Genomic DNA, 24,818 nt, shown 5'->3' on the forward strand with positions numbered 1-24,818 from the left:
CCCGCAGTTCACCTTAGGCGGCCAGCTTCTTGGCCTTCTCGAAGGCTTCGTCGATGGTGCCAACCATGTAGAAGGCCTGCTCGGGCAGGTGATCGGCTTCGCCGTTGGCAATCATCTTGAAACCGCGGATGGTTTCAGCCAGAGGCACGTACTTGCCGGGAGCGCCGGTAAACACTTCAGCCACGTGGAAAGGCTGCGACAGGAAACGCTGCATCTTACGGGCACGTGCCACCACCAGCTTGTCGTCCGGTGCCAGTTCGTCCATACCCAGAATGGCGATGATGTCGCGCAGTTCCTTGTAGCGCTGCAGCGTGCCCTGCACGGAGCGGGCCACGTTGTAGTGCTCTTCACCCACCACCTGGGGGTCCAGCTGACGGCTGGTGGAGTCCAGGGGATCCACGGCGGGGTAGATACCCAGCGAAGCGATGTCACGGGACAGCACGACGGTGGAGTCCAAGTGAGCGAAGGTCGTGGCAGGCGAAGGATCGGTCAAGTCATCGGCAGGCACGTACACGGCCTGGATGGAAGTGATCGAGCCCACCTTGGTGGAGGTGATACGCTCTTGCAGCTTGCCCATTTCTTCGGCCAGGGTAGGCTGGTAGCCCACGGCGGAAGGCATACGGCCCAGCAGAGCGGACACTTCGGTACCGGCCAGGGTGTAGCGGTAGATGTTGTCCACGAAGAACAGCACGTCCTTGCCTTCGTCACGGAACGCTTCAGCCATGGTCAGGCCGGTCAGCGCCACGCGCAGACGGTTTCCTGGGGGCTCGTTCATCTGGCCGTACACCATGGCAACCTTGGAGTCGTTCAGAGACTCTTGGTTCACCACGCCGGCGTCCGACATTTCGTGATAGAAGTCGTTGCCTTCACGGGTACGTTCACCCACACCAGCGAACACCGACAGACCGCTGTGGGCCTTGGCGATGTTGTTGATGAGTTCCATCATGTTCACGGTCTTGCCCACACCGGCACCACCGAACAGGCCCACCTTACCGCCCTTGGCGAAGGGGCAGACCAGGTCGATCACCTTGATGCCGGTTTCCAGCAGTTCCTGCGAAGGCGACAGTTCGTCGTATGCAGGAGCCTTGCGGTGGATGGCAGCCGTCAGAGTCTGGTCCACGGGACCGCGCTCGTCGATGGGGTTACCCAGCACGTCCATGATGCGGCCCAGAGTGGCCTTGCCCACGGGCACGGTGATGGGGTTGCCGGTGTTGGTGACCATCAGGCCACGCTTGATACCGTCCGAAGAACCCAGCGCAATGGTACGCACCACGCCGTCGCCCAGCTGTTGCTGAACTTCCAGGGTCAGGGCCGAGCCTTCGAGCTTCAGCGCATCGTAGACCTTGGGCACTTCACCATGGGCGAACTCCACGTCCACCACGGCGCCGATACATTGAACAATCTTGCCTTGTACTTGAGCCATTCTTTGCTCCAATCTGTTTGTTCGTTAAAGCCGTTTACACAGCGGCAGCGCCTGCCACGATTTCCGACAACTCGGTCGTAATCGCTGCCTGACGCGTCTTGTTGTAGACCAGCTTCAACTCGCTGATGACGTTGCCGGCGTTGTCGGTTGCGGCCTTCATGGCCACCATGCGCGCCGATTGCTCGGACGCCATGTTTTCCGCCACCGCCTGGTACACGAGGGATTCCACGTAACGAACCAGCAGTTCGTCGATGACGCTCTGGGCGTCAGGTTCGTAGATGTATTCCCACGATGCACCCGTCTTCTCGGCTTGCATTTTTTCGGACGACAGGGGAAGCAGCTGCTCCACCACCGACTCTTGCTTCATGGTGTTGATGAACTTGGTGTACGCCACGTACACCGCGCTCAGCTTGCCTTCAGCATATTGGTCCAGCAGCACCTTGACAGGCCCGATGAGCTTGTCGAGATGCGGCGTGTCACCCAGGCCTGTAGCGTGGGAAACCACCTTGGCGCCGACGCGGCCCAGGAAACCCAGTCCCTTGCCGCCAATGGCCACTGCCTCTGTCGTAATACCCGCATCCTGCAGTTCACGCAGCTTGGTCGTGACAGCACGCAACACGTTGGTGTTCATGCCGCCGCACAGGCCCTTGTCGGTCGTCACCACGATGACGCCGACCTTCTTGGCATCGTTCACTTGCATGAACGGATGCTCGTACTCAGGGTTGGCTTGACCAAGGTTGGCTGCAATGTTGCGGATTTTTTCGCTGTATGGACGGGCAGCCAGCATCCGCTCCTGCGCCTTGCGCATTTTGGATGCAGCCACCATTTCCATGGCTTTGGTGATCTTCTTGGTGTTTTCCACCGATTTGATCTTGCCGCGTATTTCCTTACCTGCTGCCATGATGGCTCCTCGTCCGGTTTAAGCGAACGACTTCTTGAACGCAGCGACGGCAGCGGTCAATTCGGCCTCGTCCTTGCCTTCCTTGTCGAAAGCACGCTTTTCGTTCAGACGGTCCAGCAGGGCAGCGTGGCTGGACTTCAGGAACTGGTGCAGACCAGCTTCGAAAGGCAGCACTTGCTTGACTTCGATGTCGTCCATGAAACCCTTGTTCACGGCAAACAGCGACACACCCATCAGCGCAGTGGACAGCGGGCTGTACTGGGCTTGCTTCAGCAGTTCGGTCACGCGGGCACCGCGGTCCAGCTGCTTGCGGGTGGCTTCGTCCAGGTCGGAAGCGAACTGCGCGAACGCAGCCAGTTCACGGTACTGTGCCAGGTCGGTACGGATACCGCCGGACAGGCCCTTCACCAGCTTGGTCTGCGCCGAACCACCCACGCGGGACACCGAGATACCGGCGTTGATAGCGGGACGGATACCAGCGTTGAACAGGTTGGTTTCCAGGAAGATCTGGCCGTCCGTGATCGAGATCACGTTGGTAGGCACGAAGGCGGACACGTCACCGGCTTGGGTTTCGATGATAGGCAGAGCGGTCAGAGAACCGGTCTTGCCCTTCACTTCACCCTTGGTGAAAGCTTCCACGTAGTCGGCGTTCACGCGAGCGGCACGCTCCAGCAGACGCGAGTGGAGATAGAACACGTCGCCAGGGAAAGCTTCACGTCCTGGGGGACGGCGCAGCAGCAGCGACACTTGGCGGTAAGCCACAGCTTGCTTGGACAGATCGTCATAAACGATCAGGGCGTCTTCACCGCGGTCGCGGAAGTATTCGCCCATCGTGCAGCCGGAGTAGGCCGACACGTACTGCATGGCAGCGGATTCGGAAGCGGTCGCAGCCACCACGATGGTGTATTCCATCGCGCCAGCTTGTTCCAGGGAGCGCACCACGTTCTTGATCGAAGAAGCCTTCTGACCAATTGCCACGTAGATGCAGGTAACGCCCTGACCCTTTTGGTTGATGATCGCGTCGATGGCAACGGCGGTCTTGCCGGTCTGACGGTCACCAATGATCAGTTCACGCTGGCCACGGCCCACGGGCACCATGGAGTCGATGGACTTGATACCGGTTTGCAGCGGCTGGTCCACGGATTGACGTGCGATCACACCAGGCGCAACCTTTTCGATCACGTCGGTCATCTTGGCGTTGATGGGGCCCTTGCCGTCGATAGGCTGACCCAGGGCATTCACCACGCGGCCGACCAGTTCGGGGCCCACGGGCACTTCCAGAATACGACCCGTGCACTTGACGACGTCGCCTTCCTTGATGTGCTCGTAAGCACCCAGAATCACGGCGCCCACGGAGTCGCGTTCCAGGTTCAGCGCCAGGCCGAACGAAGCCTGGCCATCGGCGCCAGCGGGGAATTCCAGCATTTCGCCAGCCATCACGTCGGACAGGCCGTGCACGCGCACGATACCGTCGGTCACCGACACCACGGTGCCTTGGTTACGGACGTCGGTGCTCGCAGCCAGACCTTCGATGCGGCTCTTGATCAATTCAGAAATTTCTGCGGGATTGAGTTGCATGACTCTTTCCTTCTTTCTTGTGTTTAGCCGAGACCTCAAGCGCGCATTACGCGATGAGGGCCGCTTTCATTTGTTCCAGACGGGCTTTGACGGAGGTGTCCAGCACCTCGTCGCCCACCACGACGCGAACGCCACCGATCAGCGAGTCATCCGGCTTCACAGTGAGATTCAGCTTGCGGCCAAAGCGCTTTTCCAGCGAAGCGCCCAGCTCGGCCAGCGCTGCATCCGCAATGGGGAAAGCGCTGAACACCACGGCGTCCGAAGAGCCGCTCTTGCTGTTCACGAGGCTGCGGAACTGTGCTGCCGCTTCGGGCAGCGCGTCCAGACGGCCGTTTTCGAGGATCACACGCAGAAAGTTGCGTGCGGCCTCGGGCAATGCCGACTTGGCCACACCCGCGATCAGATCGAACACTTGCGTCTTCGACACGTTGGGGTTGTCGGCCAGTTGGCGCAATTGCGGATCGGCGGCAATCGCCGCCAATTCCTCCACCCAAGCGACAGTGCTGCCCAAATCAGCGCCCTTGTCGGCGCTGGCTTTGAACAATGCTTCGGCGTAAGGGCGGGCAATGGTGGCGAGTTCTGCCATTTTGCTTTCCTTACAGCTCTGTCTTCAGGCGGTTCAGCAGATCAGCATGGACGCCGGCGTTCACTTCCTTGCGGAGGATTTGCTCGGCACCCTTCACAGCCAATGCAGCCACTTGCTCGCGCAGGGCTTCACGGGCGGCAACGGCTTGCTGCTCAGCTTCGGCGCGGGCAGCGGCAACAATCTTGTTGCCTTCTTCTGTCGCGCGGGCCTTGGCCTCTTCAATGATGGCCTGGGCGCGGCGTTCGGCGTCCGCAAGCCGCGATGCTGTCTCGTTGCGCGTCTGGCTCAGTTCCTGTTCGACGCGCTTGTTCACAGCGGTCAGTTCGGACTTGGCCTTGTCGGCAGCAGCGAGGCCATCGGCGATTTTCTGGGCTCGCTCATCCAGTGCCTTCGCGATCGGGGGCCACACGAACTTCATCGTGAACAGCACCAGGATCAGGAAAACAATGGCCTGAACGAACAGGGTCGCGTTGATACTCACGGCAACACCTTTCTATCTAGGGCGTTGATCGGAGCTTAGGCCAGGACGAAGGGGTTGGCGAAAGCGAACAGCAGAGCGATAGCCACACCGATCAGGAAAGCAGCGTCGATCAGACCGGCCAAGATGAACATCTTGGTTTGCAGTTCGTTGATCAGCTCAGGCTGACGAGCCGAGGATTCCAGGAACTTGCCGCCCATCAGAGCGATACCGATCGAAGCGCCGATAGCACCCAGACCAACGATCAGACCACAAGCCAGAGCGACGAGACCGAGAATGTTTTCCATGATGACTCCTAGAGATTAAAGGAAAGTTGAAAGGTTGAAAGGGGAAGGGTCAGTGAGCTTCATGAGCCTGGCCGAGGTAAATCAGCGTCAGCATCATGAAAATGAAGGCCTGCAGGGTGATCACCAAGATGTGGAAGATCGCCCAGATCGTGCCTGCAATGATGTGCCCCACAGGGAGCAACGCACCAGAGAGCGACATAGCCGCTGCGCCACCCATCAGGGCAATCAGCATGAACACCAACTCACCAGCGTACATGTTGCCAAACAGTCGCATGCCATGCGACACGGTCTTGGCAACGTATTCAATGATCTGCATCAGCAGATTGACCACGCCCAGGATCAGGGCGAAGACGGGATTCTTGGAGGTGCCGAAGGGAGCGGTGACCAGCTCGTGGCCCCAGCCGCCCAGGCCCTTGATCTTGACGCTGTAGTACAGGCACAGCACCAGCACGGCGAACGACAGGCCCAGCGTGGTGGAAAGGTCGGCAGTGGGCACGACACGCAGGTAGGCGTGGTGGTCACCGGTAGCGCCTTGCCACAGCACGGGCAGCAGGTCCACGGGCAGCATGTCCATGGCGTTCATCAGGAAGATCCAGACGAACACGGTCAGTGCCAGCGGAGCGATGAACTTGCGCGACTGGGCGTTGTGGATATTGGCCTTGGCCTGGTTGTCCACCATTTCGACCAGCATTTCCACCGCAGCCTGGAAGCGGCCCGGCACACCGGAGGTGGCCTTGCGCACGGCCAGCCACATCACGAAGATGCCCAGCAGGCCCAGGATGGCAGCGACCGCGACGGAGTCATAGTTGACTACCGAGAAATCGATGACGGACTTCTGCTTGATGTTTTGCAGGTGTTGCAAGTGGTGAACGATGTATTCACTTGCAGTTGGGGCGTTCGCATCAGCGGCCATCGTCAACTCTCTTCTCAAACTTCAGTTTTTCGGACACCGGACCGCACCAGCAGCGCGATCCAATACGTTTTCATCACTACGACCATGCCGGCGAGCAGTGCCAGCCAGCTCAGGTCTTTCACCAAGCTCGGCGCGGCGGCCATCATGGCAACGCACAACACCAGCTTGACCAATTCCCACCCAAAGAGGCGCGTCATCGCGGAACCTGCACCAGCGGCCGGACCACCGCGCGTGACGCCACGCGCAAAGACCACCGCCGGGACCACCACGCACAGGGCGCCGTATGCGGCCGACCAGCCCACACGGGCCTGACCGCTGATCCACCATGCGAGCACAGCCACCAGCACACCGACTGCCACCTGACCCAGCACAATGCGCCAGACCGACAGCGACGGATTGCGCCGACGCCAGGCCTGCGCCTCTTCCGGGCTCAGAGGCTTGAAATCCTCTTCTTCGGCCTCAAGTTCGTCCTGCCAGGGTGCATTTTTTTTCATCGTGGAGCGCCCGCAGCAGACCTAAACTTTTTCACAAAGCCTCTGATTATAAGTAGAAACCCGTCCGATTCGTTAGGGCGAACCCTCTTGCACTCGGGAATTTGTGTGCAGCCAGCCGGCTGTAAGCCAACCCTGCCCGGAAAACGGGCGCAACGATACCGCACAATGCCGCCCATAGCCAAGCAAAGCCCTGGGCTTGCGCCGCTTACAACTGGGAATAACGCACTATGACTGACAACAGCACGCCAGACGAACAGGATCCGCGCAAGGATTCGCTGATCGAATACCCCTCGCTCTTCCCCATCAAGGTGATGGGCATCAAGACGGACGGTCTCGTTCACGCCATCACCAAGGTGGCCGAAGAGTTCGACCCCCAATTCGACGCCTCCACCGTGGAATTGCGCCCCAGCAGCACCGGCAAGTACCTGGGCGTGACCATCACCGTCACGGCCACCAGCCGCGAGCAGCTGGACAACCTCTACCGCGCCCTGACCTCCCACCCCATGGTCAAGGTGGTGCTGTGACCTCCGCCACGGCGCAGGCCGCCGTGGCCTGCGCCCCGGTGCTGGATGCCCGCCTGATCGGGCGGGTGGCCTACGCGCCCACGGTGCAGGCCATGCAGGAGTTCACGCGCACCCGCACTGCGCACACGCCTGACCAGCTCTGGATCTGCGAGCATCCCGCCACCTTCACCCAGGGTTTGGCCGGCAAATCCGACCATCTGTTGCATACAGGCGACATTCCCGTGGTGGCCACCAACCGCGGCGGCCAGGTGACCTACCACGGGCCGGGGCAGGTCGTGGCCTATCCGCTCCTGGATCTGCAGCGCCTGGGCTATTTCGTCAAGGAATATGTCTACCGCCTGGAAGAGGCTGCCATCCGCACGCTGGACCACTTTGGCGTGACCGGCCACCGTGTGGCCGGCGCCCCCGGCATCTATGTGCGCCTGGACGACCCGCGCAGCCACGCCCGGCTGGAGCAGCGCCCCCAGCACCGCGCGCCCGGCAGTGCTGCGCCCGACCCCGATTTCACCGGCCTGGGCAAGATTGCCGCCCTGGGCATCAAGGTCAGCCGCCACTGCAGCTACCACGGTCTGGCACTGAACGTGGACATGGACCTGGAGCCCTACTCCCGCATCAACCCTTGCGGCTATGCAGGGCTGCCCACGGTGGACCTTTCTACAATAGGCATCCAGACAACCTGGGACGAGGTTGCCCACGTGCTCGGCCACCAGCTGATCGCCCGCCTCGCCCCCTGAAAAAACGCACACCATGAGCAGCAACGAAGTCGTGCGCGAAGCGCAGTCCGCCGAAAACTACAACCCGCTGGCCAAGCAGAAGGCGGCCGCCAAGCTGGCGCGCATCCCCGTCAAGGTGGAGCAGGCCGAAGTGCTGAAGAAGCCCGAGTGGATCCGCGTCAAGGCCGGCAGCCCGACCACGCGCTTCTACGAGATCAAGGACATTCTGCGCAGCAACAAGCTGCACACGGTCTGCGAGGAAGCCAGCTGCCCCAATATCGGCGAATGCTTCGGCAAGGGCACGGCCACCTTCATGATCATGGGCGACAAGTGCACCCGCCGCTGCCCCTTCTGCGACGTGGGCCACGGCCGCCCCGACCCGCTGGACAAGGACGAGCCGCTGAACCTGGCGCGCACCATTGCCGCCCTGAAGCTGAACTATGTGGTGATCACCAGCGTGGACCGCGACGACCTGCGCGACGGCGGCTCGGGCCACTTTGTGGAGTGCATCCAGAACATCCGCGCCCTGTCGCCCACCACGCAGATCGAAATCCTGGTGCCCGACTTCCGCGGCCGCGATGACCGCGCGCTGGAAATCCTCACCTCGGCACCGCCCGATGTGATGAACCACAACCTGGAAACCGCGCCCCGCCTGTACAAGGAAGCACGCCCGGGTTCGGACTACCAGTTCAGCCTGAACCTGCTCAAGAAGTTCAAGGCGCTGCACCCCAAGGTGCCCACCAAGAGCGGCATCATGGTCGGCCTGGGCGAGACGGACGAGGAAATCCTGCAGGTGATGCGCGACATGCGCGCCCACAACATCGACATGCTGACCATCGGCCAGTACCTGGCGCCCACCAACAGCCACCTGCCGGTGCGCCGCTATGTGCACCCGGACACCTTCAAGATGTTCGAGGAAGAAGCCTACAAGATGGGCTTCACGCACGCCGCTGTGGGTGCCATGGTGCGCTCCAGCTACCACGCGGACCAGCAGGCCCACGCCGCCGGCGTGTAAGCCCGCGCGGCGCTGCCGGCGTCCAGCCAATCTGCCGATCAGCCATTGCCCACGGGCAATGGCTTTTTTTATGGCCGCGCCGCAACCAGGCGTTTGCGCAGCGAGCCGGCGTTGTGGCTACTGCGGCTGTCGCGGCCGCCATTGCCGTGCACAAACAAAAACGCCTTGCGGCAAACAGCCTGCAAGGCGCAGTCAAAATTCTCGATCACACGGGTTTCAGCGTAAAAAATTGCGTGGCTAACCGGGCATTCCGCTGGCTGGCAAAAAACGACTTTCAGGCTTTACAGGCCTTAGGTCGCCCCACGATGAAACCATGGGAAGCCGCCTCGACCTTCAAGCTCCCACCAGGACGGTGTCGGCTGCTTCCATGGGTTGAACTATAACATTGAATGCGAATTAATCTCAATCACTTTTTTTATCTGAGGGGTGTTTTATTTCCACCACCTGCACCACACCCCGCACAGCACCTCTTGCGCATACGGCGGGGACAGGCCTCAGCGCATCGCCGGCACCACCGCCGCCAGCGACGTCAGACTGTCTGCGGTCTGCTGCAGCGCCGCCGTCGGATCGTCGGCATCCAGCACCGCCTGCGCCCAGTCATGCAGCTTGCGGGTGTCGGTGCGCAGCACTTCCTGCTTGACCGCCAGCACCTGCGCCGGGTGCATGGAAAAACTGCGCAGCCCCAGACCCAGCAGCAGCTTGGTGAACGCCACATCGCCCGCCATCTCGCCGCACACGCAGACGCTTTTACCGGCGGCATTGGCCTCGCGGATCACCTGGGCCACCAGCTGCAGCACGGCCGGGTGCAGCGGGTCGTACAGCTCGGCCACGGCCTCGTCGGCGCGGTCGATGGCCAGCGTGTACTGGATCAGGTCGTTGGTGCCGATGGACAGAAAGTCGAAGTACTGCAGAAAGGTGCGCACCATCAGCGCCGCCGCCGGGATTTCGATCATCGCGCCCAGCTCCACCTTGCCGTGGGCCACGCCGCGTGCGTCCAGCTCGGACTGCGCCAGCCGCAGCTGGGCCAGGATCTGTGTGATCTCGCTGCGGTGCGCCACCATGGGGAACAGCATGTTCACCTTGCCATGGGCCGCTGCGCGCAGGATGGCACGCAGCTGGGTGCGGAACATCACCGGCTCGGCCAGGCTCCAGCGGATGGCGCGCAGGCCCAGCGCCGGGTTGAGCGAGGCGTTGATCTTGCCTTCCAGCGGCTTGTCCGCCCCCACATCGATGGTGCGGATGGTCAGCGGCATGCCTTCCAGCCCTTCCAGCGCAGCGCGGTAAGCCTGGTACTGCTCTTCTTCACCGGGGAGCTTTCCGCCCCGGCCCATGAACAGGAATTCGCTGCGAAACAGGCCCACGCCCACAGCGCCGGCCTTGACCACCGCGGGGCTGTCCTCGGGCTGCTCGATGTTGGCCAGCAGCTCGATCGTCTGGCCATCCAGCGTCTGCGCCGGGGTGTGCCGCAAGCGGGTCAGGCGCTCGCGCTCCAGCAGCATCTGGCGGCGACGGAACTGGTATTCCTCCAGCACGATGGGCGACGGATCGACGATCAGGATGCCGGCGTCACCGTCGATGATGACCCAGTCGTCCTGGCGTACCAGCTGGCTGGCGGCGCGTGCGCCCACCACGGCCGGAATGTCCATGCTGCGCGCCACGATGGCGGTGTGGCTGGTCTTGCCACCCACGGCGGTCACAAAGCCTTCGAACACGCTGCGCTTGAACTGCAGCATGTCGGCCGGCGACAGATCCTGGGCCACCAGCACCAGCGGGGCATCGGTCATGTCGTCGGACAGCGTCTGCTGCGCATCGGGGGCACGCCGGGGTTTGGCGGCGCAGGCTTCGGGCGAGACCGGGCTGGCCACGCCACGCATGTGGCGCAAGATGCGCTCGACCACCTGCTCCATATCGGACTTGCGCTCGCGCAGGTAGTCGTCCTCCATCTCGTCGAACTGGCGCGAGATCACTTCCAGCTGCGTGGTCAGCGCCCATTCGGCGTTGTACAGGCGCTCGGTGATCCACTGCTTGACGCCGTTGACCATCAGCTCGTCCTGCAGCAGCATCAGGTGCACTTCCAGCAGGGCCGCCACCTCGCCGGGGGCATCCACCGGCATGCTTTCCAGCAGGCGCGACAGCTCGGTCACCACCGCATTGCGCGCGGCACGGGTGCGGGCGATTTCGCTCTCCACCTGCTCGGGCTGGATGAAATAGTGCCGCACCTCCATGCGGCTGGAGGCCACCACAACGGCGCGTCCAATGGCAATTCCCCGGGAAACGGCCAAGCCATGGATAGCGAACGTCATGCGGTCAATCCTTCTTCTGGTGCGCCTTGCAAGGCGCGTTGCGCAGGCCGCTATTGTCAGCCCAGCGCCAGCGATTCCGGCCTACATCACAGACGCCGGGTCGGCCTCTCTTGATGCAAGGCAAGCTTTGGCCTGTACCACTCCATATTGCTGCGCCGCAGCAATATCAAGAGCAAGCACTCACTGGCCTTCGCCAAACTTGTCGTTGATCAAGGCCAGCAAGGCGTCCGAGGCCTGCTGCTCCTGCTCGCCGTCGGTCTCCAGCACCACTTCGGCCCCCAGGCCGGCGGCCAGCATCATCACGCCCATGATGCTTTTGGCGTTGACACGGCGCTCGCCGCGCGAGAGCCAGACTTCGCAGGGGAAACTGCCCGCCAGTTTGGTGAGCTTGGCGGACGCGCGGGCGTGCAGGCCCAACTTATTGCTGATGGTGACTGTGGTCTGAATCATGGTGCAAACGGGGACGCTGGTTTTGGGGCGCGCTGCCACCACCGGCCAGCATGATGCCTTGCGTGCCGCCGGCTTGCGCACGGGCGGCCAGGTTTTCCAAAGACTCCGCGCGGTAGCACCAGGCACGCAGCAGCATGGGCAGGTTCACCCCCGTCACCACGCGTGCATTGCGGCCTTCCACCAGGCGCAGGGCGACATTGCTGGGCGTGGCGCCAAAGACGTCGGTCAGCACCAGCAGCGGGCCCTCTTCGGACTGCGCCGGCAACAGGGCCCGCGCTTTCTGGAGGGTGTCTTCGGGTTCTGCATGGGCCTGCACGTCCAGCGCCAGCACATCGCCACCGCAGTCATTGAAGACATGCAGTGCCGCTTCGCGCAAGGCGTGCGCCAGGGGCGCGTGGGCAATGAGGAGAATGCGAACAGGTTTCATGGAGCGCGATTGTTCCGTCCATTATGGCGCGCCCGGTCACCCCGCTCACGGGTGCTGGCATGCCCGCCAGGGCCGTGACAGGGACAGTCCGTGGTGCGCTGACAACAATGAAGGCCTGACACAGCAAGGTCACACCACGGTAGCGCTTGCATGCGCCGCGCCCGTCACAACGCCGGAGTGGGACCACAGGCGTCGACGTACCTCCGGGCACCTCCGTGGGCCCTCTGGTCCTCGACGGCGTCCAGCCTTCAGTTCTGCAGTTGCAAGGCCTGGAAGAACTGGCTGGCCACTTCGTGCTGGGGCTTGGGCGCGTAGATCACCGCATGGAAGATGCGGGCCTTGTCGCCCTCCTGCTTGGCGAACCACACGCCATGCGTGGTGATGGTCCAGCCCGACGGACCTTCCCCCTGCACCGTGGCGCGGATGGAGCGCGACAGATTCATGGCCCCGACCGGCACAAACGGCGCGCCGCTCTTGCCCTCCTTGCTGTCCACGGCCTTGAGCTTGGTCAGCACCGCGGCTTCCCAGTAGGCCAGTGCATCGTCGGCCTGGCGCACATCGTCCAGCAGCCAGTGCGAGACGGCATAGGTGGCGTCCACGGCATCGCAGCCCATCATGGTCACATTCACCGGACCCTGCTCCATGCCGAAATCCACCTTCTGCTGGGCCACATCGGGCTCGCAGGGGAAACGGGCATGCAGTTCCGCATCGCGCAGCACGACGTCATGCCAAGTCAGTTCCGGCTTGTGGTCACAGGCCGACAGCGCAGCAACAGCAGCGCACACCGCAAAAAGAGAAGCGCAACGGACAGCGAATGTGGTCATGCTCCCATTATCGGCAGCCCCCGCGTTTTGTGTACGCGCACAAACGCGCAAGAAAGCCGATGCTTGCCGGGCATTTCCACGCGCTGTGGGCACAGCACCCGGCAAGGCGGCTCGCCGCTTTCTCCCTGACAGAACTTTTGTCCGGGATCAGGCTCCAAACCTGCACGCTGGCATCGGTTCCGGCGCTTGGTACACAATCACAACATGGCAATCAAACATTGGATGGCAGGCGTGGCGCTTGCCGCATTCGCAGGCCTGGGGGCCTATGTGCTCTGGGGCGGTCACAGCGCGGCTGCGCCGCAGTCGTCCTTTGTGCTGCTTGACGGCAGCACCCGCACCACCGAAGACCTCAAGGGCAAGGTGACGCTGGTGAACTTCTGGGCCACCAGCTGCACCACCTGCGTGGCAGAAATGCCCGAGATCATCAAGACCTACGACAAGTACAAGGACAAAGGCTACGACACCCTGGCCGTGGCCATGAGCTACGACCCCCCCAGCTATGTGGTGAACTTTGTCCAGTCGCGCCAGCTGCCCTTCAAGGTGGCGCTGGACAACACCGGTGCCGCCGCCAAGGCCTGGGGCGATATCCGCATCACGCCCACCACCTACATCGTCAACAAGCGCGGCGAGATCGTGAAGACCTATGTCGGCGCCCCCGACTTTGCCGAGCTGCACAAGCTGATCGAGAAACTGCTGGCCGAGGCCTAAACCCCGCCTGCCACAGCGCGCAGCCTTCGCGCGCTCTGCCCTTTCCGCCATGCAAAAAGCCAGCACCCGTGCTGGCTTTTTTGTGCGCGCAGGGCAGCGGCCTGGTGCCCGTCGCCGGGCACCCGCCGCGCCGCTTCAACGGTTACGGAACGCGTCGTGGCAGGCCTTGCAGGACTGTGCGGCAGGGCCGAAGGCATTCTTCAGCTGCGCCAGATCGCCGGTCTTGGCCGCCGCCACCAGCTTGGCGCTTTCCGCCTGGAACTTGTCGGCATGTTCCGTGAACTTGGCCTTCTCCTTCCACACCTCGGGCTTGGCCTTGCCGCCTTCCGTGCCGTCACCGAAGGCCGCCCACGGCAGCTTGGCCATGGTTTCCAGCACGGCGGCATTCTCTTGCGCCACTTTCGCATCAAAAGGCGCTTTGCCATTCGCCATGGCGCCCAGACGGCCGAAATGCTGGCTCATCACGAACAAAGCGCCCTGGCGGTATTTGATGGCGTCTTCGCTTTTGGCAAACTGCGCCGAGGCAGGCGCAGCCAACAGCGCCGCCGAGGCCGCCACCAGCAGCGCAGGCAGGATCTTCTTCATGGTTTTTTTCCTTGGGTTGTGGGGAAACGCAGTCGCGGCACCAGGTGCCTGCGGGTCAGTATGGCAGTGCCTCCGCTCAACGCAAAGCCGCACTTTTTTGCGCGGACTCCCTGCGGCCTCTGCCTGCATCCGCATACATTGAAGACCATGAGCAATGCATCCACCCGCATCTGGGACCTTCCCACCCGCTTGTTCCACTGGCTGCTGGCGGCCTGCGTGATCGCCCTGGTGGTGACCGCCAAAGTCGGCGGCAATGCCATGGAATGGCATCTGCGCCTGGGCCACGTGGTGCTGGCCCTGCTGGTGTTTCGCATCCTCTGGGGCGTGGTGGGCGGCCACTGGTCACGCTTTGCCACCTTCATTCCCGGGCCCGCGCGCCTGCTGCGCTACCTGCGCCAGCCGGCGGCCGACACCACGGTCGGCCACAACCCGCTGGGGGCGCTGTCGGTGCTGGCCCTGCTGCTGGTGCTGGGGCTGCAGGTGGGCACCGGCCTGCTCAGCGACGATGAAATTGCCTTTGCCGGCCCGCTGACCCGCTTTGTCAGCGGCGACACCGTCGCCTGGGCCACCGGCTGGCACAAGGACTGGGGCCAGTGGCTGCTGCTGGGCCTGCTGGCCCTGCACCTGTGCGCCATCGCTTTCTATGCCGTGGTGCGCCGCAAGCCCCTGGTACAGGCCATGCTGCACGGCGACCAGCCGGCCCCCGCCGGCACCTCTGCCTCCCGCGACGGACTGGCCGCCCGGCTGCTGGCCCTGCTGCTGATCGCGGCCTGCGCCGCGGCCGCCTGGTGGGTCTACGGCCTGGGCAGCACACCCGGTTTCTGAGTGCCGGCGGTGTGGATCCCCGGCCTGGGTCCATCCCCGATAGGCGGTCTTTGCGCCGCCGTTTACACTGGCCCTCTGTCAACCCTGGCGCCTGCGCGCCACCTACCGCCTGTGGACAAGCCCACCGTGGCCCTGCTGCTGGCCGAATCCCCGCACGATCTGGAGGCTGTGCGCCTGCTGTTTGCGGAATATGCCGGCGGCCTGGGCATTGACCTGGAATTCCAGGATTTCGAGCGCGAACTCGCCACCCTGCCCGGCGACTACGCTGCGCCCCGCGGGGGCTTGCTGCTGGCCCATGTGGATGGCGCCCTGGCCGGTTGCTGCGCACTGCGCCCGCTCGATACCAGCGACTACCCCAACGCCGCCGAAATGAAGCGCCTGTATGTGCGCAAGGCCTTCCGCGGCTTTGGCCTGGGCCGTGAACTGGCCGAAGCCGCCCTCAACGCGGCGCGCCGGATGGGCTATGACCATGTGCTGCTGGACACCCTGGACGACATGGAATCCGCCCGCGCGCTCTACACCGAGCTGGGCTTTGAAAGCATTCCGCCCTACTACCACAACCCCATTGCCGGGGCCCACTATCTGAAGGCCAGCATCGCCTAGCCTGCAGCTGCAGCTGCAGCTGCACCTGCCGCCGCCCTCCGCCTGGCCGGTGCCCACCAGTGCCCAGTGCCCAGTGCCCAGTGCCCAGTGCCCAGTGCCCGCAGTTTTTTGCGGAGGCCATTTAAGTTCCCGCACGGCGCCGTCGCTTAGTACAGGCAAGAGCGCCATGGTGGTGCTCGCAACGTCGTACCGACATTGATTTACGGAGCCCCTCCATGCTGAGCCTGCACACCAACGCCGCTGCCCTGAGCACCCAAAATTCCCTGGGCAACACCAACAAGGCCCTGTCCACTTCCATGACCCGCCTGGGTACCGGCTACCGCGTCAACTCCGCCATGGACGACGCTGCCGGCCTGCAGATCGCAACCCGCCTGGAAGCCCAAACCCGCGGCATGTCCGTGGCCCAGAAGAACACCCAGAACGGCATCTCCCTGCTGCAAACCGGTGAAGGCGCCCTGGCCGAAGTCAACAACATGATCCTGCGCATGAAGGATCTGGCCACCGAGGCAGCCAACGCGACCTCCACCGACGCCGACAAGACCGCCATGCAGGCTGAATTCACGGCACTGTCCGCTGAAATCGACAACATCATGGCCAACACCAAGTTCGGTGGCCAGGCACTGTTCTCCGCTGCAGGGACCTTCACTGCCGCTTCGACCTTCCAGATCGGCGCTTCGAACTCCGAAACCTATGCGTTCAACGCTTCGACCGATCTGACGGCCCTGAACACCGCCATCACCAACCTGAAGGCTGGCGCAGTGAGCGGCACCACCGCCAACGCCGCCATCAACCTGGCCGACCTGGCTTCGGCTGCCGTGGGCACGCTGCGCTCCTCGTTCGGTGCCGCCGCCAACCGCCTGGAACACGTGTACAACAACCTGGGCAACATGATCCAGAACACCGAAGCCTCCAAGGGCCGCATCATGGACGTGGACTACGCCACCGAAACCTCGAACATGACCAGCAAGCAAATGCTGATGCAGGCCTCCACCGCCATGCTGAAGCAATCCTCCAGCATGAGCCAGATGGTGGCTTCGCTGCTGCAGTAAGCTGTGCAGTTCGGCAAGGGCCCGCGCCCTTGCCATCCACGAAAAAAAGCCAACCGCAAGGTTGGCTTTTTTGCATGCGCATACAGCGCCATGGCATCCATGCCGCTGCCTGGTGGCCCTAGACCCCGCGCTCCTGCATGATGCGCGCCAGCGCGTTCTGCACCTCGTCGGTCATACCTTCCAGGCTGCAGCCCACCATGACCTGCTCGCCCAGCAAAAAGGATTTGTAGCTGCGCCGCGAGCGCACGGTCAGATCCACCTGCACCTGCACGCCGCTGCCCAGGTCCAGCACCACTTTGCTGATCTTGCGCCCCATGAACAGCATGGACGTTTCGCTGCGCGTGCCACGCAAGGCCACCCCGCCCTGGCTGAGATCGTCCATGTGCAGCACGCAATGGCGTTGCCCGAACATGAAGCTGGCTTCGTAGCGCTGGCCCAGCGGCAATTGCAGCCGCGGGTGGCGCCGGCGCTGGTGCTGCAAAACCTGGGTTGGCCAGGGCGCCTGCAGCTGCCAGCGGCCAGGCGACAGCTCTGCCCACTGCGCCTGCAGCTCCCACTGGGTGCGCACGCTGCCAGGCAAATGGGCCACCACCAGCACCGCTGCGGGCAGGGGCAGCAAGGCACCGGACACTTCCATCACCAGGCGTTGCTGCTCTGCATCCACCTGGCTCAGCACGGCCATGCCGCAGGGCCGGCCCCCGGCATCGTGCACCGCATGGGCATCGGGCACATCGGCCAGCAAGGTCATCACCGCCTGCTGGCGTTGCAAAGACTCCAGCACCTGCTGCACAGCAACCGGTGTGCTCAAACGGTAATACGACAGATCGACAGCGGCTGGAGCCGCAACTGATTCCAACTGCATGGAGGATTCCGCCCTGCGCAGGGCCTGGTTCAAAAGCTCGGTGCGATACGGCTAGGCCAACGCACCCCGACTTTGCAACAGCCGCGCCACACGCCGGCGCGACACGGCCCGCACGGCAGGCACCACCGCCAAAATCCAATCATAGGCAGGCATCTGGCCGGCCTGCGCAAACGCCTGTGCAAATGCCTGCACCGCTGTGGTACGTGCGCCCACATCGTCCAGACTTTGTCCTGCGTCATGCTGGAATGCCCGCACCGCCGCCTGTGCCTGCAACACGCGCTCGCGGGCGGCGGGCAGCTCGGCCGCCAGCGCCTGCACAGCCGCTGCATCGGCAGCACTCCAGCTGTCCACACGCAGTGCCTGGGGGGACGACACCAAGCGCGGCGACACCCACTGCCCGGCAGGAAAGCGCTTGCCATTGCCCTTGACCATGAAGCGCTGTACCACCACCGGCCAGCAGCGCTCTTCGACCGACAGCAGCAGCGGCTGTTCCAGCCCGCTCAGCTGCATGCCCAGCGGTGCCAGCGCATGCGCCAGCGCCTGCCGGCTGCCGCCTTGTGCCCGCTCCCAGCGGGCCTGCCAGGCCCCTTGCGCGCCGTCCTGCCCCAGCAGGCAAAAGCCCACCAGTTCCGTATCGCGCGCGTGCTCGGCCTGCAGACTCTCCCAGCTCCAGCCGGCCAGGGCGAACTGCTTGCGGGCGCGCTGCCCTGGTGACCAGTGCAGCGTTTCATCCAGGCTTTCCAGCGTGCGCGGCAGGCGCTTGGCCCACCCTGCCTGCACCGCCTGCAACGCACTACGCAGGCGTGCCGCACCGGCATCGGAAGGGAGCTTGCGCTGGTGGCGGCAGGCCTGGATCAATGCGGAAAGCTGCTGCTCCAGCTGCTCCAGAAAATCCAGCGCCATCTGTGCCTTGCTGATCTGCACATGGAATTCACGCACCCGCTGCGGCACGGCCGCAGCCATCCATCCCCGGGGCCAGGTGCTGTGGTAGCGGATGGCCGGCAAGGGATGCATGCCCACCGCGCTGGTGGGCATGGCCGGCGCCGCCGCACCGGGCTGCGCTGCACCGGCGGTGCCGATGCGCCCCGCCGAGGCGTTGCCACCAATGCGCGCGCTGCTCACAGCGCGTCAAACAGACTGAGCTGGCTGACCTTGCCGTAGGCCGACTGCGTGGCCTTGATGGCCGACATCAGCGTATTGAGCTGCACGGCCGCGGTCGCGTAGTTCAACTGGGAGTAGTCCAGCACCGCCGTCTGGTTGGCCGTGCTGAGGTTGCCCCAATTGGTTTCCAGTGTGCTGACGATGTTCTGCGCCCCGCCCAGCTTGGAGATCTTGGTGGACACCTGGTCCATGCCCGTATCCACGCCCGTCAGCGCCGCCTGCAGGCTGGCGCGGGTGGCCGGATTGTTGGCCGTGGTGCCACCACCCTTGATGGCCTCGATGGCCTGGTCCAGCGTGTTGAGCATGGCTGCCATCTCATCGCCCAGCGTCACGTTCGCGGGCTGGGTCAGGCCGTTGCCCACCACCACCTGCTGCTGTTCGCTGTTGCCACCCACCGTGTAGCGGGCACCGGCAGCCGCCGCGGCGTTGAAGCCCACGGTGGCGGTCTTGGACAGGGTGCCGGAGAACAGGTAGGAGCCTTCCTGGTCCTTGGTCAGCGTGCTGGCGTACAGGGCATCGCGCAAGGACTCCAGGTTCGTGGCCATGGCGCTCAGGTCCTCGCCGGTGTTGCCACCATCCAGGGCCCACACCAGCAGATCGCGCGTGCTCAGCAGGTCGCTGTTGATGCTGCTGAGCACGGTCTCGCTTTGCGTCATGCGGTTGGAGAGCGCACCGATGTTGTCCTTGTACTGCGCGATGCTGGCTTCCTCGCGCTGCAGGCGCGAAATGCGCACATGGGCGATGGGGTCGTCGCTGGGCCGCGTCAGGCGATTGCCGCTGGACATCTGCCCCATCAGCTTCTCCAGCTGGCTGTTGGAGTTCTGCAGCGAGGCGTTGACGGTGATGTGGTACTGGTTGCTGGATACGCGCATGGCCTGAAATCCTTGTCCGTGAATGGGAGGTGCGCCTCAGCGCATTTCCAGCAGGCTGTCGAACAGCTCGTTGGCCACGGTGATGACCTTCATATTGGCCTGGTACATCTGCTGGTACTGCATCAGGTTCACCGCCTCTTCATCGGTGTTGACCGCGCTGGTGGAGCGCCAGTTCGATTCCGACTGGTCGCGCACCGTCTGCGCCGTTTCATAGGAAGCGTTGTTCTGCTGGCTGTACATGGCCAGCTTGCCCACCAGCTGGGTGTACACATCCCCCAGCAGCACGGAGCTGCCCACCATACCGGTGCCTCCGGGGCCATAGATGTTCACGGCCTTGCTCTGCAAGGCAATCAGCTCCTGCAGCTTGGTGCTGTCGCCAATCTTGGCGGGATCGCCCGACAGGCCCAGCTGTTCCGGCGTGATGCCGGCGCTGACCGTCAGCATGGCCGAGGTGGAGGTGGCATCGAACACGAACAGGTCGGTCCCCGCCGCACCATTGGTGCCATAGCCGGACTGCAGCACCGCATTGGTTTCGCTGGCAATGACCTGCGCCAGCCCGCGGATGGAGGCATCCAAGGGCTGCAGCACATCGCTCTCCAGCGCCGCCAGGCCGCCCAGGGTTCCGCCCCAGTTTTCGGCGCCCAGCTGGAACGTCTCGGTGCCAAAGCTCACACTCAGGAACTGCGAACCCGCATCCACACTGACCGTCGAGGCACGGTTGCCCACCACCAGGGGCTGGCCGCCGCGCAGCGACAGATTGATGGAGCCATCCGGCTGCGTGGTCGTCTGCAGGCCCACCAGCTTGGACAGCTCGTCGACCTTGGCATCACGCTGATCCTGCAGCGAGGAGGTGTTCAGCCCGGCACCGGCACTCTGCGTGATCTTGTCGTTCAGCGCGGCAATTTCGTGGATATAGGAATTGACCTGGTCCACCGCCACGGCACGCTGCTGGCGCACGGCCAGCGCCTGGTTGGACACGATCTGGCCGATGTTGTTGATGGTCTGGCCCAGCGCCTTGGCGGCTTCGATGATCTGCTGGCGCAGCGGCGTGGACGTGGGTTCCACGCTGGTGGCGCTCAGGGCGCTGAAGAACTTGTCCAGCGCGGCGTTGATGCCGCCATCGGCATCGCCCATCACCTGTTCCAGCTGCAGCAGGTAGGTCTGCGCTGCCTCGTATTCCCCCTTGGTGCTGGCAGCGCGCCACATCTGCTGGGTCTTGTAGCTGTCGGCATAGCGGATCAACGACGTGACGGCCACCCCGTCACCGGCGGACAGCGCAGTGTTGGCCGAGGCCTTGGCCGTCAGCACCACGCCCTGGCGGGTGTAGTTGGGGGTCAGGGCATTCGCCAGGTTGTGGCTGACGGTATTGAGGGCGACCTGCGAGGCCACCACACCGGTCAGTCCATTGAAAAGCATGCTCATGAAAGTTTCCTTGTTCCCGCAGCGTTCACTGCCGCGCCGGACTGGGGCAGCATCTGCCGCACCAGCACATCGGCGATCCCAAATGCGCGCTGCCCCGCCAGCCCGTCGGCCACGGTCTGCTCGGCCAATGCCAGCGTGCTGTCATTGACCCGGTCATTGATGGCACTGCCGGAATCGGCCATCGCCGCCGTGGCCTGTCGCATCTGCTTCAACATCTGGGCGACAAAAAAGCCTTCGAACTTCACTGCCGCCGCCGTCAGGCGCTGCACGGTCGCGTCGTCGGCAGCCTGGGCCGCGGCCACGGGGGGGTGGCCGGCTTCCCCGGCGGGGACCGTGGGGCGTTCGGCGGCAAGGTGGGTGAGGGAGGTTTCCATGGCGTATCCCTTTAGATCACCACCAGCTCGCCATGCAGTGCACCGGCCTGGTCCAGGGCTTGCAGTATGGACATGATGTCGTCCGGCGAGGCACCGGTGCGGTTGATGGTGTCGATGATGGTCTGCAGCTTGGCGCCGGCAGGCCACTCGAACATGTGCCCGTTGCCCTCCTGCACCTGCACGCTCGACTCCGGCGTCACCACGGTGTTGCCCTGGCTGAACGGTGCCGGCTGGCTGACATTGGACTGCTCGCGGATCACCACGCGCAGCGCACCGTGCGAGACGGCGGCCGCCTTGACCGTGACGCCCTCGGCAATCACCACCGTGCCGGTGCGCGAATTGAAGACCACGCGCGGCAGCTCCTGCCCCATGGCCACCTGCAGATCCTGCAGGTCGGCGACAAAGCCGACCCGCTGCGTCGGCACCAGCGGCGCGCGCACCTCGATGCTTGTGCCATCGCGCGTGCTGGCGATATCGCCGTAGCGCGTGTTGATGGCCTGGACGATGTTGCGGGCCGTGCGAAAACTCGGCTGGCGCAGCGACAGCAGCACGGTCTCTCCGCTCTCGAAGTCGGAAGGGATCTCGCGCTCCACCGTGGCGCCGTTGGGAATGCGGCCGGAAGTGGGCGTGTTGACGGTGACGCTGGAGCCGCTGTTGCCGGTGGCATTCAAGCCCCCCACCACCAGCTGCCCCTGGGCGATGGCATAGATTTCGTTGTCCACCCCGCGCAGCGGCGCCATCAGCAGCATGCCGCCGCGCAGGCTTTTCGCATCGCCCAGCGAGGACACGGTCACATCGATGCTCTGGCCCTTGCGGTAGCCCGGCGGGAACACCCCACTGACCATCACCGTGGCCACGTTCTTCAGCTTGGTGCTGGTCTTCTCGGGCAGCTTGATGCCGAACTGGGTCAGCATATTGGCCACGGACTGGCCCGCAAACTTGACCTGCGTGCTGTCGCCCGTGCCGTTCAGCCCCACCACCAGACCGTAACCGATCAGCTGGTTTTCGCGCACGCCCTCGACATGCACCAGATGGCGCAGGGGCCGCATGCTGGTCTTGGCGGCCGCCTCGGCACCGCGCACCGTTTTGCCCGCGGGCTGCGCCCCGGAAGGCAGGGCCAGACCTGCCAGCACCAGGGCCATGGCACCGCGACAGAGGCTACGAGACAGCAGGCGTGCAAACATCATCACGATCAGAAAGGGAAAAGCGGGCTTTGGAAGAAGCGTGTCAGCCAGCCAGCTTCGCTGGCATCGGACAGCGCGCCATGGCCCGAGTAGCTGATGCGCGCATTGGCGACGCGCAGCGAGGACACACGGTTGTTCAGGTCCACATCGGTGGCGCGCACATAGCCGCTCAGGCGCAGCACTTCATCGCCCTGGTTGAGCGACAGCGCGCGGTCGCCCTTGATGTAGAGCAGGCCGTTGGGCAGCACCTGCTGGACGATGACGGTCATCGCACCGGACAGCGCATTCTGTTGCGTGCTGCTGCCGCCGCCGCTGAACTTGCTGCTGCCTTCCAGCTCGATGTCGGCCTTGATGCTCTTGCCGCCCAGAATGGGCGGAGAGATGCCGACGCTGCTGCCCTTGCTGGTCTGGGTATTGGCTTTCTTGCTGGCCTGGGTCACCTCTTCCAGCAGCACCGTCAGGATGTCGCCCGCACGGTGCGCGCGCTGGTCGGCCACCAGGCCTGTGGACGCATGGGGCACGAACAGCCCGCCGCCCTGGGCCCTGGCCTGCGGCGCCATCAGGAATTCCGGCACCGACTCGGCCGGCTGCATCACCTCGGGCGGGCGCACCGCGCAGCCTGCCAGCGCCAGCAAGGCCAGCGCAGCACCCGCCGCGCGCCAGCGCAGCACCCATGCAGCGCGGCAGATCATGCAGCTTGCGCCAGGTTGCGCATCATGTCGTCCGCAGCGGACAGCACCTTGGTGTTCATCTCGTAGCTGCGCTGGGCAGAGATCATGTCCACCATTTCTTCCACCGCCTGCACGTTGGAGCTTTCCAGCGCGAACTGGCGCAGCGTGCCGAAGCCGGCTTCCCCGGGCTCGCCCAGCACCGCATCGCCGCTGGCCTGCGACACCAGGTACAGGTTGTCGCCCTGGGCCTGCAGGCCGGCCGGGTTCACGAACGTGGCCAGTTGCAGCGTGCCCAGCTCCTGCGCGGTGGCATCCGTGCCCACCATGGCGCTGACCAGGCCGGTTTCGCTGATGGTCACCGACTTGGCACCTTCGGGAATCGTGATTTCCGGCTGCAGCGGCAAGCCGTTGGCGTTGACCAGGCGGCCTTCGTTGTCCACCTGCAGCTGACCGGCACGGGTATAGGCCGTCTCGCCGTTCGCCTGCAGCACCTGCAGAAAGCCATTGCCCACGATGGCCACATCCAGCTGCTGGCTGGTGTTCTGCATGCTGCCTTCGGTGAACTGCTTGTGCGTGGACACCAGCCGCACGCCGGTGCCCAGCTGCACGCCGGCGGGCACGCGGTTGTCGCCCTGGCTGTTGCTGCCGGGCATGCGGGTGATTTCATAGAACTGGTCTTCAAACGCTGCACTGTTGCGCTTGAAGCCCACGGTGTTCACGTTGGCCAGATTGTGCGCAATCACCTGCAACTTGGCGTCCTGGGCCTGCAGGCCGGTCTTGCTCACGAGCAAAGCGGGATTCATGGTGGTGTTCCTTTTACGTGGTCCCTGTCACCCTGGCGGGCGACGCACTGCAACTCAATCACGCAGCAGCCGGTTGCCGGCCTCGGCCATGCCGTCGGCGGCCTGATACAACTTCATCTGGATTTCAAACTGGCGGCTGATATCCATCACGGCCACCATCTCCTCCACGGCCTGCACGTTGGACGACTCCAGCGCGCCGCTGCGCACGCGCACGGTCTCGCTGGCCGGCAGTGCTTCGCCGCTGCGCGACACCAGCAGACCTGCGGTGGTCTTGGTCATGGGCTGGCTGCCGTCCACCAGCTTCAGCCGGTCGACTTCCTGCATCTCGGTCCCGTTCTCCGGCAGGATGGACACGGTGCCATCCTCGGCCACCGACAGGACGCGAAACGGCGGCAGCACAATCGGTCCACCATCGCCCAGCACTGCCCGGCCATTGATGGAGAGATTGCCTTCGCTGTCCACCAGCATGGCACCGGCACGGGTGTAGGCCTCACCGCCGCCGTCCGCCACCGTGATCAGCCCCTGGCCCAGCACGGCGACGTCCAGATCGCGCCCGGTCTCGCGCACCGCCCCCAGGCGCTGCGACACCACATCCGTGGCGCCCGTGCTCTGGTGGCGGCTGTCGTAGCCATACCCGCCCACGGCCTGCGTGCCGGCCACTTCGTAGTCGGCGCGAAAGCCCGTGGTGTCGGCATTGGCCAGGTTGTTGGCGTGCACCTGCTGGGCATGGAACGCACGCTCCGCGCCCGTCATGACGGTATAGATCAGCTTGTCCATGAGCGC

General features: G+C 64.0%; 29 protein-coding genes. 7 read left to right on the top strand and 22 right to left on the bottom strand.

Annotation, left to right across the window (positions count from 1 at the left end; genetic code table 11):
- Nucleotides 1-13: 13 nt before the first annotated feature.
- The 8 genes from atpD to QM470_RS15420 are packed head-to-tail and all read right to left on the bottom strand — an operon-like array spanning nt 14 to nt 6,660.
- A complete protein-coding gene (gene atpD / locus QM470_RS15385; RefSeq protein ID WP_283339868.1) occupies nt 14-1,423 on the bottom strand; it encodes a F0F1 ATP synthase subunit beta in 1,410 nt (469 codons plus the stop codon).
- Between the two features lie 34 nt (nt 1,424-1,457).
- On the bottom strand, nt 1,458-2,324 hold the full coding sequence (atpG, locus tag QM470_RS15390) for a F0F1 ATP synthase subunit gamma (protein WP_283339869.1): 867 nt from the start codon (nt 2,322-2,324) through the stop codon (nt 1,458-1,460).
- An 18-nt stretch (nt 2,325-2,342) separates the two neighbouring features.
- Entirely contained in the window at nt 2,343-3,902 is a 1,560-nt protein-coding gene (gene atpA / locus QM470_RS15395) for a F0F1 ATP synthase subunit alpha (RefSeq protein ID WP_283339870.1), read from the bottom strand.
- A gap of 46 nt (nt 3,903-3,948) precedes the next feature.
- The gene (locus QM470_RS15400; protein ID WP_280013280.1) at nt 3,949-4,488 is read right to left on the bottom strand and encodes a F0F1 ATP synthase subunit delta; all 540 of its coding nucleotides are present in this window, start codon (nt 4,486-4,488) and stop codon (nt 3,949-3,951) included.
- Between the two features lie 10 nt (nt 4,489-4,498).
- A complete protein-coding gene (locus QM470_RS15405) occupies nt 4,499-4,969 on the bottom strand; it encodes a F0F1 ATP synthase subunit B (protein WP_066541861.1) in 471 nt (156 codons plus the stop codon).
- Between the two features lie 35 nt (nt 4,970-5,004).
- Complete coding sequence (gene atpE / locus QM470_RS15410; RefSeq protein ID WP_011803767.1) at nt 5,005-5,253, bottom strand: F0F1 ATP synthase subunit C; 249 nt, start codon at nt 5,251-5,253, stop codon at nt 5,005-5,007.
- A gap of 49 nt (nt 5,254-5,302) precedes the next feature.
- Nucleotides 5,303-6,166 carry a F0F1 ATP synthase subunit A gene (gene atpB, locus QM470_RS15415; protein ID WP_066541863.1) on the bottom strand — a complete coding sequence of 288 codons (864 nt, stop codon included), beginning with the start codon at nt 6,164-6,166 and terminating at the stop codon, nt 5,303-5,305.
- Nucleotides 6,167-6,180: 14 nt separating this feature from the next.
- The gene (locus QM470_RS15420; protein ID WP_066541865.1) at nt 6,181-6,660 is read right to left on the bottom strand and encodes an ATP synthase subunit I; all 480 of its coding nucleotides are present in this window, start codon (nt 6,658-6,660) and stop codon (nt 6,181-6,183) included.
- A gap of 227 nt (nt 6,661-6,887) precedes the next feature.
- Between QM470_RS15420 and QM470_RS15425 the strand changes: the two genes are divergently transcribed.
- Genes QM470_RS15425 through lipA form a run of 3 tightly spaced genes read left to right on the top strand, consistent with a single transcriptional unit; the run spans nt 6,888 to nt 8,912 of the window.
- Nucleotides 6,888-7,184: a YbeD family protein gene (locus QM470_RS15425; protein ID WP_066541867.1), complete on the top strand. Its 297-nt coding sequence runs from the start codon at nt 6,888-6,890 to the stop codon at nt 7,182-7,184.
- The gene (lipB, locus tag QM470_RS15430) at nt 7,181-7,918 is read left to right on the top strand and encodes a lipoyl(octanoyl) transferase LipB (protein WP_502846847.1); all 738 of its coding nucleotides are present in this window, start codon (nt 7,181-7,183) and stop codon (nt 7,916-7,918) included. Before QM470_RS15425 ends, lipB begins: the two co-directional genes overlap by 4 nt.
- 13 nt (nt 7,919-7,931) lie before the next feature.
- Nucleotides 7,932-8,912, top strand: coding sequence for a lipoyl synthase (gene lipA / locus QM470_RS15435; protein ID WP_066541875.1), 981 nt, complete (start codon nt 7,932-7,934; stop codon nt 8,910-8,912).
- Nucleotides 8,913-9,406: 494 nt separating this feature from the next.
- On the opposite strand, the gene ptsP is transcribed toward lipA, so the two are convergent.
- From ptsP to QM470_RS15455, 4 genes are all read right to left on the bottom strand, one after another.
- Nucleotides 9,407-11,215 (bottom strand): phosphoenolpyruvate--protein phosphotransferase, encoded by a 1,809-nt coding sequence (gene ptsP / locus QM470_RS15440; protein ID WP_283339871.1) that lies wholly within the window; start codon nt 11,213-11,215, stop codon nt 9,407-9,409.
- 180 nt (nt 11,216-11,395) lie between these two features.
- Nucleotides 11,396-11,665: an HPr family phosphocarrier protein gene (locus QM470_RS15445; RefSeq protein ID WP_066541878.1), complete on the bottom strand. Its 270-nt coding sequence runs from the start codon at nt 11,663-11,665 to the stop codon at nt 11,396-11,398.
- Nucleotides 11,634-12,092: a PTS sugar transporter subunit IIA gene (locus tag QM470_RS15450; RefSeq protein WP_218333396.1), complete on the bottom strand. Its 459-nt coding sequence runs from the start codon at nt 12,090-12,092 to the stop codon at nt 11,634-11,636. The genes QM470_RS15445 and QM470_RS15450 overlap by 32 nt, the downstream gene beginning before the upstream one ends.
- A gap of 248 nt (nt 12,093-12,340) precedes the next feature.
- Nucleotides 12,341-12,916, bottom strand: a complete 576-nt coding sequence (locus QM470_RS15455) for a hypothetical protein (RefSeq protein ID WP_283339872.1) — start codon at nt 12,914-12,916, stop codon at nt 12,341-12,343.
- A gap of 204 nt (nt 12,917-13,120) precedes the next feature.
- Between QM470_RS15455 and QM470_RS15460 the strand changes: the two genes are divergently transcribed.
- Entirely contained in the window at nt 13,121-13,624 is a 504-nt protein-coding gene (locus QM470_RS15460) for a TlpA disulfide reductase family protein (protein WP_283339873.1), read from the top strand.
- A gap of 135 nt (nt 13,625-13,759) precedes the next feature.
- Here the strand turns inward: QM470_RS15460 and QM470_RS15465 are convergent, their stop codons facing one another.
- Nucleotides 13,760-14,209 (bottom strand): c-type cytochrome, encoded by a 450-nt coding sequence (locus tag QM470_RS15465; protein WP_218333394.1) that lies wholly within the window; start codon nt 14,207-14,209, stop codon nt 13,760-13,762.
- Nucleotides 14,210-14,356: 147 nt separating this feature from the next.
- Here QM470_RS15465 and QM470_RS15470 point away from each other — a divergent pair, with 147 nt between their 5' ends.
- From QM470_RS15470 to QM470_RS15480, 3 genes are all read left to right on the top strand, one after another.
- Nucleotides 14,357-15,034 carry a cytochrome b/b6 domain-containing protein gene (locus QM470_RS15470; protein ID WP_283339874.1) on the top strand — a complete coding sequence of 226 codons (678 nt, stop codon included), beginning with the start codon at nt 14,357-14,359 and terminating at the stop codon, nt 15,032-15,034.
- A gap of 111 nt (nt 15,035-15,145) precedes the next feature.
- Complete coding sequence (locus QM470_RS15475) at nt 15,146-15,637, top strand: GNAT family N-acetyltransferase (RefSeq protein ID WP_280013272.1); 492 nt, start codon at nt 15,146-15,148, stop codon at nt 15,635-15,637.
- A 215-nt stretch (nt 15,638-15,852) separates the two neighbouring features.
- The gene (locus QM470_RS15480; protein WP_066541889.1) at nt 15,853-16,686 is read left to right on the top strand and encodes a flagellin N-terminal helical domain-containing protein; all 834 of its coding nucleotides are present in this window, start codon (nt 15,853-15,855) and stop codon (nt 16,684-16,686) included.
- 118 nt (nt 16,687-16,804) lie between these two features.
- Here the strand turns inward: QM470_RS15480 and QM470_RS15485 are convergent, their stop codons facing one another.
- From QM470_RS15485 to QM470_RS15525, 9 genes are read right to left on the bottom strand one after another with little or no spacing between them, the layout of a single operon-like run.
- Nucleotides 16,805-17,548 carry a PilZ domain-containing protein gene (locus QM470_RS15485; RefSeq protein WP_283339875.1) on the bottom strand — a complete coding sequence of 248 codons (744 nt, stop codon included), beginning with the start codon at nt 17,546-17,548 and terminating at the stop codon, nt 16,805-16,807.
- 51 nt (nt 17,549-17,599) lie between these two features.
- Nucleotides 17,600-18,670, bottom strand: a complete 1,071-nt coding sequence (locus QM470_RS15490) for a hypothetical protein (RefSeq protein ID WP_283339876.1) — start codon at nt 18,668-18,670, stop codon at nt 17,600-17,602.
- The gene (gene flgL / locus QM470_RS15495) at nt 18,667-19,581 is read right to left on the bottom strand and encodes a flagellar hook-associated protein FlgL (protein ID WP_272970613.1); all 915 of its coding nucleotides are present in this window, start codon (nt 19,579-19,581) and stop codon (nt 18,667-18,669) included. The genes QM470_RS15490 and flgL overlap by 4 nt, the downstream gene beginning before the upstream one ends.
- Nucleotides 19,582-19,617: 36 nt before the next feature.
- Nucleotides 19,618-21,003 (bottom strand): flagellar hook-associated protein FlgK, encoded by a 1,386-nt coding sequence (gene flgK / locus QM470_RS15500; RefSeq protein WP_283339877.1) that lies wholly within the window; start codon nt 21,001-21,003, stop codon nt 19,618-19,620.
- Nucleotides 21,000-21,377: a flagellar biosynthesis protein FlgJ gene (locus tag QM470_RS15505; RefSeq protein WP_283339878.1), complete on the bottom strand. Its 378-nt coding sequence runs from the start codon at nt 21,375-21,377 to the stop codon at nt 21,000-21,002. Before QM470_RS15505 ends, flgK begins: the two co-directional genes overlap by 4 nt.
- 11 nt (nt 21,378-21,388) lie before the next feature.
- A complete protein-coding gene (locus QM470_RS15510; protein ID WP_502846849.1) occupies nt 21,389-22,561 on the bottom strand; it encodes a flagellar basal body P-ring protein FlgI in 1,173 nt (390 codons plus the stop codon).
- An 8-nt stretch (nt 22,562-22,569) separates the two neighbouring features.
- Complete coding sequence (flgH, locus tag QM470_RS15515) at nt 22,570-23,253, bottom strand: flagellar basal body L-ring protein FlgH (protein ID WP_066541908.1); 684 nt, start codon at nt 23,251-23,253, stop codon at nt 22,570-22,572.
- Complete coding sequence (gene flgG / locus QM470_RS15520; RefSeq protein WP_218333390.1) at nt 23,250-24,035, bottom strand: flagellar basal-body rod protein FlgG; 786 nt, start codon at nt 24,033-24,035, stop codon at nt 23,250-23,252. The genes flgH and flgG overlap by 4 nt, the downstream gene beginning before the upstream one ends.
- A 54-nt stretch (nt 24,036-24,089) precedes the next feature.
- The gene (locus QM470_RS15525; protein ID WP_283339880.1) at nt 24,090-24,812 is read right to left on the bottom strand and encodes a flagellar basal body rod protein FlgF; all 723 of its coding nucleotides are present in this window, start codon (nt 24,810-24,812) and stop codon (nt 24,090-24,092) included.
- Nucleotides 24,813-24,818 lie beyond the last annotated feature (6 nt).

Origin of the sequence: Comamonas sp. 17RB, assembly GCF_030056555.1 — a bacterium.
Classification (GTDB): Bacteria; Pseudomonadota; Gammaproteobacteria; order Burkholderiales; family Burkholderiaceae_C; genus Comamonas; species Comamonas terrigena.